The 12855-nt window shown below is 70.2% G+C and carries 14 protein-coding genes and 1 tRNA gene; 12 read left to right on the top strand and 3 right to left on the bottom strand.

Annotated elements, in window-relative coordinates:
• Nucleotides 1-58 precede the first annotated feature (58 nt).
• A tRNA-Pro gene (locus DP939_RS01995) sits at nucleotides 59-132 on the top strand.
• A 331-nt stretch (nucleotides 133-463) separates the two neighbouring features.
• Here DP939_RS01995 and DP939_RS01990 read toward each other — a convergent pair.
• Complete coding sequence (locus DP939_RS01990) at nucleotides 464-904, bottom strand: hypothetical protein (RefSeq protein ID WP_147267825.1); 441 nt, start codon at nucleotides 902-904, stop codon at nucleotides 464-466.
• A gap of 176 nt (nucleotides 905-1080) precedes the next feature.
• On the opposite strand from DP939_RS01990, the gene DP939_RS45945 reads away from it, so the two are divergent.
• The 4 genes from DP939_RS45945 (at nucleotide 1081) to DP939_RS49055 (ending at nucleotide 3817) form a co-directional block, all read left to right on the top strand.
• The gene (locus DP939_RS45945) at nucleotides 1081-1245 is read left to right on the top strand and encodes a hypothetical protein (RefSeq protein ID WP_158578432.1); all 165 of its coding nucleotides are present in this window, start codon (nucleotides 1081-1083) and stop codon (nucleotides 1243-1245) included.
• A gap of 241 nt (nucleotides 1246-1486) precedes the next feature.
• The gene (locus tag DP939_RS01985; protein ID WP_158578431.1) at nucleotides 1487-2056 is read left to right on the top strand and encodes a DUF4433 domain-containing protein; all 570 of its coding nucleotides are present in this window, start codon (nucleotides 1487-1489) and stop codon (nucleotides 2054-2056) included.
• Nucleotides 2040-3182, top strand: a complete 1143-nt coding sequence (gene darG, locus DP939_RS01980) for a type II toxin-antitoxin system antitoxin DNA ADP-ribosyl glycohydrolase DarG (RefSeq protein WP_318656258.1) — start codon at nucleotides 2040-2042, stop codon at nucleotides 3180-3182. The genes DP939_RS01985 and darG overlap by 17 nt, the downstream gene beginning before the upstream one ends.
• Before the next feature lie 101 nt (nucleotides 3183-3283).
• Entirely contained in the window at nucleotides 3284-3817 is a 534-nt protein-coding gene (locus DP939_RS49055; RefSeq protein ID WP_113978143.1) for a P-loop NTPase family protein, read from the top strand.
• Nucleotides 3818-4272: 455 nt separating this feature from the next.
• On the opposite strand, the gene DP939_RS01970 is transcribed toward DP939_RS49055, so the two are convergent.
• Both DP939_RS01970 and DP939_RS01965 read right to left on the bottom strand, forming a co-directional pair.
• On the bottom strand, nucleotides 4273-4686 hold the full coding sequence (locus DP939_RS01970) for a DUF6463 family protein (RefSeq protein WP_113978140.1): 414 nt from the start codon (nucleotides 4684-4686) through the stop codon (nucleotides 4273-4275).
• Nucleotides 4683-5240 (bottom strand): TetR/AcrR family transcriptional regulator, encoded by a 558-nt coding sequence (locus DP939_RS01965; protein ID WP_113978138.1) that lies wholly within the window; start codon nucleotides 5238-5240, stop codon nucleotides 4683-4685. The genes DP939_RS01970 and DP939_RS01965 overlap by 4 nt, the downstream gene beginning before the upstream one ends.
• A gap of 224 nt (nucleotides 5241-5464) precedes the next feature.
• Between DP939_RS01965 and DP939_RS01960 the strand changes: the two genes are divergently transcribed.
• The 7 genes from DP939_RS01960 (at nucleotide 5465) to DP939_RS01930 (ending at nucleotide 12847) form a co-directional block, all read left to right on the top strand.
• Nucleotides 5465-7057 (top strand): ABC-F family ATP-binding cassette domain-containing protein, encoded by a 1593-nt coding sequence (locus DP939_RS01960; protein ID WP_113978135.1) that lies wholly within the window; start codon nucleotides 5465-5467, stop codon nucleotides 7055-7057.
• 84 nt (nucleotides 7058-7141) lie between these two features.
• Nucleotides 7142-7891: a sulfite exporter TauE/SafE family protein gene (locus tag DP939_RS01955; RefSeq protein ID WP_113978132.1), complete on the top strand. Its 750-nt coding sequence runs from the start codon at nucleotides 7142-7144 to the stop codon at nucleotides 7889-7891.
• Nucleotides 7892-7893: 2 nt separating this feature from the next.
• Nucleotides 7894-9291, top strand: a complete 1398-nt coding sequence (locus tag DP939_RS01950) for an amidohydrolase family protein (RefSeq protein ID WP_113978129.1) — start codon at nucleotides 7894-7896, stop codon at nucleotides 9289-9291.
• Nucleotides 9288-10538 carry an MFS transporter gene (locus DP939_RS01945; RefSeq protein WP_113978127.1) on the top strand — a complete coding sequence of 417 codons (1251 nt, stop codon included), beginning with the start codon at nucleotides 9288-9290 and terminating at the stop codon, nucleotides 10536-10538. Before DP939_RS01950 ends, DP939_RS01945 begins: the two co-directional genes overlap by 4 nt.
• Nucleotides 10535-11224, top strand: a complete 690-nt coding sequence (locus DP939_RS01940; RefSeq protein WP_113978124.1) for a fumarylacetoacetate hydrolase family protein — start codon at nucleotides 10535-10537, stop codon at nucleotides 11222-11224. Before DP939_RS01945 ends, DP939_RS01940 begins: the two co-directional genes overlap by 4 nt.
• A 10-nt stretch (nucleotides 11225-11234) precedes the next feature.
• Entirely contained in the window at nucleotides 11235-12110 is an 876-nt protein-coding gene (locus tag DP939_RS01935; RefSeq protein WP_113978121.1) for a polysaccharide deacetylase family protein, read from the top strand.
• Between the two features lie 71 nt (nucleotides 12111-12181).
• Nucleotides 12182-12847 carry a GntR family transcriptional regulator gene (locus DP939_RS01930; RefSeq protein ID WP_158578430.1) on the top strand — a complete coding sequence of 222 codons (666 nt, stop codon included), beginning with the start codon at nucleotides 12182-12184 and terminating at the stop codon, nucleotides 12845-12847.
• Nucleotides 12848-12855: the final 8 nt, after the last annotated feature.

Below are 12855 nucleotides of genomic sequence, written 5' to 3'. Positions count from 1 at the left end.
CAACCGCCCCCGAAGTCCGCTAGACTTCTCAACGCACGGGCCACCAAGCCCGGGCCACCGGGGTGTAGCGCAGCTTGGCAGCGCGCTTCGTTCGGGACGAAGAGGCCGTGGGTTCAAATCCCGCCACCCCGACCCAGCAGGTCAGAGGCCCTTTCTCGGGGAACCGAGGAAGGGTTTTTTGATCTCTATGCGTCATGGACGCGTCGAGATCGCCGTCTCGGACCAGCTTGCTCGTCACCGCGTGCCACATGATGGTCGGTTCTGTGGGGACCGTCCGCCGAATGGCCGTGGCGCCTCCAGCACCGGAACACCACAGCAGGGGACATGAACTGCGCCCTGTCGGCGCCTGGACAAAATCGCCTGCGACATGTCGGCGGCCACTGGCGCCGGCAGCAGGTCCACCCCGCGCCGCCGACCCGGCGTACGATGTCGCCAGTGGGGCGATGGCGACATCCGCGTGAACTCAGATGTCGTGTTCGAGGTCCAGCACTTCGGCTTCGGCCAGCGCCATGGCCCCACGCAGGATTCGCCGGCGCGCCGCGTCCGACAGACGCGGGTCCACCGGCACCGTGATCGCGCCAGCAGCATCGTCCGGGGCGCTCGTCACCTGCAGGTCCAGCCACTGTCGCGCGGAAGCGGCCTTGATCTGGTCGAGTCGCGCGGTGTACCCACCGGGATCATCCACGCTCAAGGCATTGGCCAGCGCGCGCAGCCTCCACAAATCCGGCACCCGCGCCACCTCGCCGCCGACGATCGCACTGATGTACGTGTGCGCAAGCTTGAGGCCCGTCTTCGGGTCGGTCGCCCGCTTCGCCAGCTCGCGCGCACTGCACCCGCTGCTGACCATGTACTCCTGAACGTACTGGCTGAGCAGTCCCTCTACAGCCGATCCGTTCGGCGCCATGGTGTCGCCTCCCTGGTGGCCATCGCCGCCAAATGCAGCCATTTGCCCTCTGTGCGAACATTCTGACAACAGCCATGTGCATGGCTGAGCGATCAGACAACAGGCTGCCATCTAACCAGACGCGCAAAACCATCTGCCTGCCAGGCTGGACATGGCCAGGGGCATACTTTAGACTGTTGGAACTTTCCAACACCAGTCCGCTCACCCTGATGGCCCTCGTCAACCATGTCAATCCCCCCTTTGGCGACCGCCTGTCCGAGAACTCCAACAACGCACACGAAAGGACGGTGAGCGACAGATTCGGCTTCTCCAGCGCCCGAAGGATCTCCGGGATGCCCTGAACCTCGACGTCAAGCCCGGGACCTGGCGTACCCCAGACGCCCGTCGCCGAGCGAGCCCTGCGCCAAGAAGGCGGTGTATTGAGAGTGGGTCTCACATATCCTCTCCGCCTGTTAACGATCACGTCTGCGGCGTACCGTTCCGGGTAAAGCACTCCCGTAGCACACGCAAAGACTCACAAGATCTCAAACTGAATAGCAGGTCATCGACGGCGGGCGAGGGGTCGGATTGGATCGAAGTCGTGTGACCGAGCTGCACTACATCACACACCGCGCCAACCTGGCGTCGATCGTGCGACTCGGCATCCTGAGCCACCGACGGGTGACCTCGCTTCCACACCGGTCGATCGCAGATGAGGAGGTACAGGACCGACGACGGAACAAGCGCGTGCCGAACGGCCTGCTGATTCATGAGTACGCCAACGCCTACTTCGATGCCCGCAACCCCATGATGTACAAGCGCCTAGATCAGAGAAGGGAGCTGGCCGTCATCAGCATCATGCCCGGCATCCTGGACCTACCAGGAACAGTGATCAGCGATGGCAACGCCGCATCGGACGGCACGCTCTTCAGCGCATCGCCAGAGGGTCTCACGATGCTGGACGAACAGCGCGTATACGCTGAATGGTGGACAGATGGGGACGGCATGGAGAAGTGGGAGAGGAAGCGGCAAAGATGTGCAGAAGTTCTCGTCCCTGACCGTATCGCCCCGGAGTACATCAGGGGATGCTACGTCTTCAACAGTGAGGCCCTGCCTGCCTGCCGTGCAGCGGGACTGAAAGCGGCGGTGAATAAGCGTGTCTTCTTTGACTGACTCACGACATGTGACGGTGACCTCGGGTGATCTACTAACGTCCGGGGCTCAGGCTCTGGTGAACACCGTCAACTGTGTAGGAGTCATGGGCAAGGGCATCGCTCTGGCCTTCAAGCGCCGCTACCCGGACATGTTCGACGACTACGTGGAGCGATGCCGCCGGGGTGAGGTCCAGCTCGGCGTTCCGTATGTGTACCGTGCCGACGACCACCTGATCGTTAACTTCCCGACCAAGCAGCACTGGCGGGCGGTGAGCCGGCTCGATGCCATCGTGGCCGGCCTGAAGTATCTCGAACAGCACTACAGGGAGTGGGGGATCACCTCGCTCGCCGTACCGCCACTTGGGTGCGGCAATGGCCAGTTGGAATGGGAAGTGGTAGGTCCCACCCTCTATCGCCATCTGGCACGGCTCGACATCCCGGTCGAACTGTACGCACCCTCACAAGCAGCAGGCGAGCAACTTAATCCCGACCAGCTCGCCCTGGCGCTCGACCACGACCAGTCACCTGCGGACCGTGCGCGTTTCGTCGAACCAGAGTGGATCGCGATCGTTGCCATCCTCGACAAACTCCAGCGTCAGCCACACCACTGGCCAGTAGGGCGAGTGATGTTCCAGAAGCTCACCTACTTCGCCACTCAGGCCGGCATTCCTACCGGACTCGACTACGAGGCGGGCAGCTATGGTCCCTACGCGAGCGACCTCAAGCGCATGCTCGCCCGGCTGCAGAACAACGGCTTGGTAGTCGAGGAGCAGCGTGGCCGCATGCTCGAGGTTCGTGTAGGCGCGACTTATCGTGACGCGGTCGAGCAGTTCCGCGATCGCATGGAGGCGTGGCGGCCAGCCGTAGATCGCACCGTCGATCTCATGGCCCGTATGGACACCCAGACCTCCGAAGTGGCCGCATCGGTTCACTTCGCCACCACCGAGCTGCATGAGTGCCACGGGCGTCCGCCGTTGGCCTCGGAGGTACTGGAGACTGTCGAGGAATGGAAGGCTGGACGGAACCCTCCATTGGACCGGCAAGCGATCATTCAAGCGTTGCTGGTTCTCGCCTTGCGCGGGTGGATCGAGATCGAGCTGGACAAGGAGTTCGAGCCACTCGTCGAATCGATCATAGTTCCTTGACTCGGCGTCAATGAGCATCCGCCTACCGGGTGGCCCGCAGTGCTGGACCAGCTCAACCTGGCAGGTGTGGCGTACCGAAGGGGGTCGGCTTCTCGCTCGGCATGCGACGGCGGCTGGGTATCGCCGCGGCCTTGCTCAGTGACCCCGGCGGGCTCATCCTCGACAAGCCGATCAACGGGCACGACCCCGAGAGCATCAGATGGACCCGCGGGCTGCTGCGCACGCCGGCGGACGAAGGCCGAATCTCAAGCCAGACGATGAGCGCCACGGCGCTGACCGCGGACCAGGGCGTCATCATCGGGCGCGGCCGACTCACCATTGAGGCGACCGTCGACGAGCTGGACGCGCGTGTCCACCCGGGCGTGCCGGCACGCAGCCCACGGGAGGATGAGCTGAAGCGACAGCTGCTCGCACACGGCGTCGTGGTACGCCTTGAGCCGGGAGTCGCGCCGGCCATCAGCTGCGGCCGGCGCGGCACCACCCGAACTCCCGAGCCGGACCGGGTGTGGCATTCACGCCGGCCACCGCGTGCGGCATCCCGCTGCATGAGATCGCGCAGCGCGCCGCTGGAAGAGCCGTTCATCGAAGGCACGGCCGACAGCACCCACCACCGGGCGGGACAGCGGCAGGCATGAAGCCCGGTGACACCCATATCGCGAGCGACGCCTCGTCGAGCCGGGCAGCAGCACGCTGGAACCCTCGCGCACCCGGCTGATCCGGGACCTGGTCGCGGCGAAGTGGCTCAAGATCCGCTCACTGCGCTCAACGTACCACCCGCTGCCGATCGTGCTCGGCGGCAGGTTGGCCCTGAGCGGCGCCAGTCCTAGGAGCGGCTGCCCGAGCGGGGCCGTTCTGGTCCCGGGTCCCCTCCGTCAGCGGCGGGCGAGACCGCGCCCCAGGTGACCCACTTGGTGCTGGCCGCCTTCGGCGTCCTCGCCATCACCTCGGCGAGCACCACGGCGTGCTGCGCATCGCGCTCACCACCGTGCCACAGCGGTACAGGCCGTCCAGGAGGTGTCCACCGCCGGGGGCCTGGGCGGCTGGCCGTGGGCGTTCGCCGACCGCCTCCGGTGTCGGGTCGGGTGAGGGGTCAGCGGCGGGCGGCAACGAGGGTGAGTATGCCGAGGATGAGGGGGGCCCAGCCGCCGGTGGTGGGGAAGTAGAGGACGCAGAGGATCAGGCCGATCGCCAGCAGGTACCAGCCGAGCTGGGCGGGGAGGCGGCCGGTGGCGCGGATGATGTGCTGGGCGAGGGTGGCCAGGGCGAGCATCGCGACGCCGCCGATGATGAACCAGGCGTCCGCCTCGCGGGCGGCGTAGTTGGGGGCCTCGGGGTCGACGATGCTGCGGAAGAAGCCGTCGGCGGCGATGCCGGCCCAGTCGTTGGGTTGGATGAAGGCCCAGGCGAAGTGCATCACCGCGACGGCGATGAGCAGGCGCGGGATCCAGCGGGTCAGGCCGCTCACGGGAGGGGTGTCCGTGCGCGGGGTGGTCGTGGTGGTCATTCGGTGTCCGCCTCCTCGGGTGGGGCCAGGCGCAGGGCGCGCTGGTAGATGTCGCGCAGTTCGGGCGCGGAGATCGGGGGGATGACCTGCTGGCCGCCGATCAGGATCAGGTAGAGCAGCCTGCCCATGGGCGTGACGTCGGACTCCGGGCCGCCGAGGTCGCGCCACAGGGCGCTCAGGTAGTCGATGCGCGTGCGGTCCACGCGCTCCTGGACGGCCCGTACGTCGGCGTCCACCAGGGCCCAGGCCCGGACGGCCGACTCCAGGCCCGCATTGTGGTCCTCGACGTCCAGGACGATGTCGAGCAGCCGCCGCAGCCGCGCCGGGGCGGGCTCGCCCGAGCCCTCGACGGCGGTGATGAACCGGTCGGTGTGCTCGGTCTCGAAGTGGCCGAGCAGGTCCTTCTGGTAGCCCGTGATGCCCTTGAAGTGGTGGTAGAACGAGCCTTTGGTGAGATCCAGCTCGCCGCACAGCCGTTCGATGGTCAGCGCCCGCGCGCCGTCGCGGGCGAGGATCTCAAGGCCGGTGTCCAGCCAGTCGCGTTTGGACGCCACGGCCGGTCACCCGGACCCGATCGCGAATTCGCTCATGAGCCATACCATACCTCATGGTATGGCCCTGGGTCGTAGGACGTCAGGTACAGTTGTGACGTGCATCTTTACTTCCTCTGAGGGCGGCCCCCCGTCCGGCGACGCCGGGCGGACACGCGGTCGTCTCTCACCCTGCGGGCTCCCGGCCTCTCCTGAGGCGCGCGTGAGCCTGCTCCCTCGGAGGAAGCATGTTCACCGGTCCCCTTTCGCATGCCCGCGCGCGTGCCCATCTCAACGCAACCGATCTGCACCTGGCCCGCGGCGGCCGCCCGGTGCTCACCGGGGTCGATCTGACCGTCTCGCCCGGAGTCCGGCTCGGAGTGGCCGGCGAGAACGGGCGCGGGAAGACCACCCTGCTCCAGGTGCTCGCCGGGACGCTGGTCCCGGACGCGGGCACGGTACACCGGTCCGGCACGCTGGGCGTCGCCGGCCAGGAGATGCCGATCGCCGCCGACCGCACCGTCGGCGACCTGATCGACGTCGAACTCGCCCAGGTACGCGCAGTACTACGGGCCTTCGACGAGGCAACGATCGCGCTCGCCGCAGACCACCCGGAAGCCGCCCAGGCGTACACGGACGCGCTCACCGCCGCCGAGGCCGTCGACGCCTGGAACGCCGACCGGCGCGTCGATGTCTCGCTGGCCGCGCTGAGCGCCGTCACCGACCGCGCCCGGCCGCTGGCCACGCTCTCCGTGGGCCAGCGCTACCGGATCAGGCTGGCCTGCCTGCTGGGGGCCGGGCACGATCTGCTGCTGCTCGACGAGCCCACCAACCACCTCGACGCGGACGGCCTGGACCACCTCACCGTCAAGCTGCGCGAGCACCCGGGCGGCGTGGTCCTGGTCAGCCATGACCGGGCGCTGCTGTCGGACGTGGCCACCGCGATCCTGGACCTCGATCCGACCATCGACGGACGCGCCCGGCTGTACGGGGGCGGCTACGACGGCTTCCGGGAGGCGCAGCGCGCCGAACGCGAGCGCTGGGAGACCGCCCACCGCGACCAGTCGCTCGAACGGCAGCGCCTCGCGCAGGACCTCTCCGCGGCCCAGAACCGGCTGTCCACCGGATGGCGGCCGGTCAAGGGCACCGGCAAGCACACCCGCGCCACCCGCGCGCCCGCCCTGGTCCGGGCGGTACACCGGCGGCAGGAGGCCCTGGATGCGCACGTCATCGACGTGCCCGAGCCGCCGCTGCGGTTCCAGATGCCGCCGCTGGAGGCGCCCACCGGGGCCACCCTGCTCCGGGCCGACGACGTGGTGGTGCGCGGCCGGTTCGAGACGCCCTGCTCGGTACTCCTGCGCGGCGGCGAGCGCCTGGTGGTCACCGGCCCGAACGGTTCGGGCAAGTCCAGCCTGCTCGCCGTACTCGCCGGTACGCTCGCCCCGGACGCGGGCACCGTGCAGCGCGGACGCGGCGCGCGCGTCGGCCTGCTCGCCCAGGAGTCCCCGCCGCCCACCCGGCGACGGGCGTTCGAGGTGTACGAGGCCCACGCCGGTACCGAGGGCGTCGGCCTCGCCCGCCTCGGCCTGCTGCCCGCCGACACCGCCCACCGCCCGGTCACCGAGCTGTCCATCGGACAGCGGCGCCGCCTGGATCTGGCCCTGCTGCTGGCCGCCCGCCCGCAGGTGATCCTGCTCGACGAGCCCACCAACCACCTGTCCACGACCCTGGTCGAAGAACTCACCGACGCGCTCGCCACCACCGGAGCCGCCGTGGTCATCGCCACCCATGACCGCCGGCTGCTGCGCGACACCGCAGGCTGGCCCCGCCTCCGGCTCTGAGCCCCACACCGAAGCACGGCTCTTGACATCGAATGCATCCAGTGGATACTTGGGATCCAAAGCTGGTGACGAGAGAAGAGAGCCGTGCTGGAACCGCTGCAGATCACACTCCTCGCCGTGGCGGGATTCCTGGCCGGGGCCGTGAACGGGGTGGCCGGAGGCGGTTCGCTGATCTCGTTCCCGGCGCTCCTGGCCATGGGGTACTCGCCGGTGGCGGCCAACGTCACCAGCGCGCTCACCACGCTGCCCGGCTACCTGGGCGGGCTCGCCGGATACCGGGACGAGCTGCCCGCGATCGGCGGGCGGGTGCTGCGGCTGACCGCGGTGACCGTCGCGGGGGCGGCCTGCGGGTCGGCGATCCTGCTGGTGGCGCCGCAGGAGCAGTTCACGTCCGTGGTGCCGGTGCTGGTGCTCGCGTCCGTGGCGGCGCTGGCCCTGCAGGGGGTGGTGGCGCGGCGGCTCGCCAAGGCCAGGGCGGCGGACGGCGGGCGGGGGCTGCTCGCCGCGCAGTTCGTGGTCTCGGTCTACGGGGGTTACTTCGCCGCCGGGCTCGGCGTGATGATGCTCGCCGTGCTCGGCGCCTTCGTGGCCGAGAACCTGCACCGGCTCAACGCCCTCAAGGGCGCGCTGTCGCTGATCGTCGGGTCGGTCTCGGCGCTCGCCTTCACGGTGTTCGGGCCGGTGCAGTGGCTGCCCGTCGCGGTGATGTCGGTGGCCGGGCTGGCCGGCGGGCGGGGCGGCGTCGTCCTCGCCCGGCGGGTGTCCCCGGAGATCCTCCGCTGGCTCGTCGTGTCCGCCGGGCTCGTCCTGTCCGTCGCGCTCTTCCTGAGGTGACCATGCTTCCCGACCGCACCGACCTGCTCATCTCGGGCACGTACCTGATCTCGATGGACCCGGACATCGGCGACCTTCCGCGCGCCGACGTCCTGGTCCAGGACGGGCGGATCGCCGAGGTCGCCCCGCACGACCCCGGCCGCGCGGCCGGTGACGCCCAGGTCATCGACGCGAGCCGGACGGTGACCCTCCCCGGGTTCGTGGACACCCACTGGCACCTGTGGAACTCGCTGCTGCGCGGCACGGTCGGCGACCGGCCGGGCCGGGACTACTTCACCGTCAAGCGGGCGCTCGCGCCGCACTTCGAGGTGGACGACTTCTACTGGGCCGCCAGGTTCGGGCTGGCCGAGGCGATCGGCGGCGGCATCACCACCGTGCACAACTTCGACCACAACGTACGCGGCCCGCAGGACGCCGACGCCAACATCCGGGCCCACCTGGACTCCGGGCTGCGCGGGCGGTTCTCCTACGGCCCGCCCGACTCGGCCGAAGCGGACGCCACCAACGACCTCGACGACCTGGCCGCGCTGCGTACCCGCTGGCCCGCCGCGCTGCTGGACGGCAGGCTGGACTTCGGCGTCGCGCTGCGCGGGCCGTACCGGACCCCGCCCGCCGTCTACGAGCGGGAGTGGGCGGCGGCCCGCTCGCTCGGCCTGCCGATCACCATGCACTGCGACCGCTGCCTGCGCGAGGAGGGCTGCCGCTCCTGCGGCCTGACCCGCCTCGCCGACCTCGGCCTGCTCGGCGAGGACGTGCAGATCATCCACGCCGTGCACGCGAGCGAGGACGACATCGGGGCGCTGGCCCGCACCCGTACGCGGGTGTCGGTGAGCCCGATGACCGAGCTGCGCACCATGGGCTTCCCGCTGATCAGCGAATTCATCGAGGCCGGCGTGCGGCTCTCGCTGTCCCTGGACACCCTCGCCATGCCGACCAGCGCCGACATCCTCGGGCACCTGCGCGCCATCGTCTCCATCGAGGCGGCCCGCACCGGCTCGCCCGCGGTGACGCCGCGCCGGCTACTCAGGCTGGCGACGCTCGACGGCGCCGAAGACCTCGGCATCGGCGACATCACCGGCTCCATCACGAACGGCAAGCGCGCGGACATCGTGATCCTGCGCCTGTCCGACGTCAACCTGCTCCCCTCGGGCGACCCGGCCGAGGGGCTCGTCTACACCGGTCAGATCGACAACATCGACACCGTCATCGCCGACGGCCGCGTGCTCAAGCGGCACGGCAGGCCGGTGCTCGCCGAGGGCGGTCCCGACCCCGTCGCCATGGCCGAGGCCCGCAGGGACGCCCTGCTCCAAAGGGCCACGGCGGCGGGCGACCGGCTCTCCACCCCAGAAAACGGCTCCACCCCAGAAAGCGGCTCCACGCCCGAAAGAAGCCTGCCATGAGCGCCACCCCCATCGCCCGGGCGTCGTCCCGGCACGAAACCCTCACCCCGCGTGTCGCGGTCGCGATGTTCGGCCTGCTGCTGCTCGCCTACGCGGTCAACGCCATGGACCGCATGGTCTTCCCCGTGCTGCTGGTCGAGGTCCGCAGCGAGTACGGCTTCAGCCTGGAGGCGGCCGGACTCCAGGCCACCGTCTTCGCCCTCGGCATGGGCCTGGCGGGGCTGCCCGCCGGACGGCTGGAGCGGACGTTCGGCCGGCGGCGGACGATCGTCGCGGGCACCCTGCTGTTCTCCGTGGCGACCGCCCTGACCGCCGCCTCCACCGGCTTCGTGGACATGCTGCTGTGGCGCGTCCTGTCCGGCGTCGGCGAGGCGCTGCAACTCGCCGCGATCATCACGGTGGCCTCCAGCGCGTTCCCGGCCCGGCGCGGGGTGGCGATCGGCAGCATCAACATGGCCTTCGCCGCGGGCTCGGTGATCGGCCCGTCCTTCGGTACCGGTCTGATGGAGAGCTACGGGACCTGGCGGGCCCCGATGGTCGCGTACGCGGCGATCGGCGTCGCGCTCGCGCTGGCCACCCTCCTGCTGGTGTCGCCGCGGCTCACCGAGGCCAGGGCGGCGGCCGGGGTGGTCCGCCACATCGGCGGCGCGGCCACGCTGCTGGCCCGCAACCCGCTGGTGCTGGCCGCGATCATCGTGCTGTTCGGGCTGGCCGACTTCGGCTTCATCGGCATGTACGCCAGCTACCTGCGCGAGGAGCTGGGCTTCGGTTCCGGCGCGGCCGGTTTCGTGGTCGGGCTGTCCGGGCTGGCGGCCTTCGCCTCGCCGCTCGGCGGTCACCTGGTCGACCGGTGGAGCCCGCGGATCGTGCTCACACTGCTCAACCTGGCCGTCGCGGCGTGCGGCTGCGCGCTGTTCCTCGGGTCGCCGGGCATGGCCTGGCAGTCGGTCTTCTCGTTCCTGTTCGGGCTGTTCGCCAGCAGCGGCGTGTACGTCGCGGCGGCCGGCTACCTGGTCAAGGCGGTGGACGCCAAGGGCGTCAGCCGGGCCGCCGGCGTGTTCGTGACCTGCGTCTACGTGGCGGCCAGCGTCGCCGGGCTGCTGTTCAGCAGCCTCACCTCCGCGGCCGGATGGACCGCCGCGGCCATGATCCAGATCGTCGGCTTCTCGGTGGTGGGCGCGGCCCTCGCGCTCGCCCTGCGCCCGCGTCTGTTCAGCACGACCGACACCGGAGGGGTTCACTCATGACCACTTCCCTGCTCTGGCGGCTCCCCCAGGCCGCCGTGCCCGTCACCGGCCGCCCGGAGGCGTTCCCGGTCCGGCGCGTCTACTGCGTCGGGCGCAACTACGTCGATCACATCAGGGAGATGGGCGAGGGCGACGAGCGCGACGACCCGTTCTTCTTCCAGAAGCCCACCGACGCCGTGGTGACGGACGGCTCGGCCGTACCGTATCCGCCGCACACCGGCGACCTGCAGTTCGAGGGCGAACTCGTGGTCGCGATCGGCACCGAGGGCACGGACGTCCCCGTCTCCGGCGCGCTCGGCCACGTCTTCGGGTACGCCGCCGGGATCGACCTGACCCGGCGCGACCGGCAGCGCGACTGCCGGGCCATGGCCCACCCGTGGGAGGCGGGCAAGTCCTTCGACCACTCCGCGCCGTGCGGGCCCATCCTGCCCGCCGCCGAGGCCGCGGGAACACTGGACGGCGAGCTGCGGCTGACCGTCAACGGCGAACTCCGCCAGCACACCGGCCTGGACCTGATGGTGTGGAAGGTCCCCGAGATCATCGGCCACCTGTCCCGCTCGTACCGGCTGATGCCGGGCGACCTCATCTACACCGGCACCCCGGCGGGAGTCGCCGCGGTGCATCCAGGCGACGTGATCCGCGTCGAGATCACCGGCCTGCCCGTCCTCACCGTGACCATCCGATAGGAGACACCCCATGCGTCCCAGCGAACGGCTCGCGTACGACCCCATCGAAGGCCGCCCGGCGCTCACGCTGCCCGGCGGCGGCCGGATGGTGGTGTGGGTCATCGTCAACGTGGAGACCTGGTCCGACACCGACCCGATGCCGCGTACCGTGCTCACCCCGCCCGCGGGCGGCATCCCGGCCCCCGACGTGCCGAACTGGGCCTGGCACGAGTACGGCAACCGGGTCGGCTTCTGGCGCATGCTGCACGCGCTGGACCGTCAGGGGGTGCGTGCCGCGCTGGCGGTCAACGGCCAGGCGGTGGAGCACTACCCGCAGATCACCAAGGCCGCGCTGGAACGCGGCTGGGAGTTCGTCGGCCACGGGTTCACCCAGAAGAACATGCAGAAGGTCGCCGACGAGCGGGCCGACATCCGGGCCACCACCGAGGCGATCGAGTCCGCCACCGGGGCACGGCCGCGCGGCTGGCTGGGCCCGGGGCTCACCGAGACCTGGGAGACCCCGGACATCCTCGCCGAGGAGGGTTACGAGTACGTCTGCGACTGGGTGCTGGACGACCAGCCGATGGAGCTGGCCACGCGTACCACGCCCATCGTGAACGTCCCGTACACGCAGGAGTGCAACGACGTCGCGATGATGCTGATCCAGCATCACCCGGCCCGCGAGTACTACCAGCGGGCGATCGACCAGTTCGACCAGTTGTACGCGGATTCGGCGGACTCCGCGAGGGTCATGGCACTGGTCGTGCACCCGTACATCATGGGCGCCCCGCACCGGCTGAGGTACTTCGAGCAGGCCCTGCACCACATCCGGGCGCGCCGGGACGTGGAGTTCTGGACCGGCGAGCAGATCCTCGACTGGTATCGTGCCGCCTCACCTGGGAACTGACCCCTGAAACCCGTCCCTCGCCGGACCTCCCGTAAGGATCAAGCTTTTTGCAGACGGCGTATACTGACCGCGTGCCCAGCTCTCCCGACCCCCGTCCGGGCAGTGCCCAGGCGGTGTACGCGGAGCTGCGCCGCCGATTCGCGGCCGGTGAATACGCGCCCGGTCAGCGGCTCACCGAGGCCGTGCTGGCCGCCGAGCTGAGCGTCAGCCGCACCCCGGTCCGTCAGGCGCTGGGCAGGCTGCTGACCGACGGCCTGGTGGTCCCGGCCGCCAGGGGCGTCGCCGTCGCGGCGCTCACCGGCGCCGAGGCCGGGCACCTGTTCGTGCTGCGCGGCCGGCTCGAAGCCCTGGCGGCCGAGCTGGCCGCCACCCGGCAGAAGGAAGGGCGGCTGGCCCCCGCCGAGATCGACGCGCTGGACGAGGCGGTCGATCGGGTGGAGGCCGCGGTGCGCGCGCACGACGCGCGCGCCTCCGCGCAGGCCAACCTGGCGCTGCACCGCGCCATCGGCGCGGCGGCGGGCAACCCGTTCCTCGAAGACGCCCTGCACCGGGTGTGGGACCGCATCGCGGTCACCACGGTGGCCAACCTCGACGACCCGCACTGGGCCGACGCGATCACCGAGCAGCACCGCGCGATCATCGCGGGCATCCGCGCGGGCGACCCGCAGGCCGCCGGGGAGGCCGCGCTGGCCCACATCCAGGCGGCCGGTCGCGCGTACCGGCCACTGGACCACTGACAAAGGCC

Source organism: Spongiactinospora rosea, from assembly GCF_003315795.1.
In the GTDB taxonomy this organism is placed as follows: domain Bacteria; phylum Actinomycetota; class Actinomycetes; order Streptosporangiales; family Streptosporangiaceae; genus Spongiactinospora; species Spongiactinospora rosea.
Note: the sequence above shows the minus strand (reverse complement) of the source record. Positions and strands in the feature narration are given on the sequence as shown.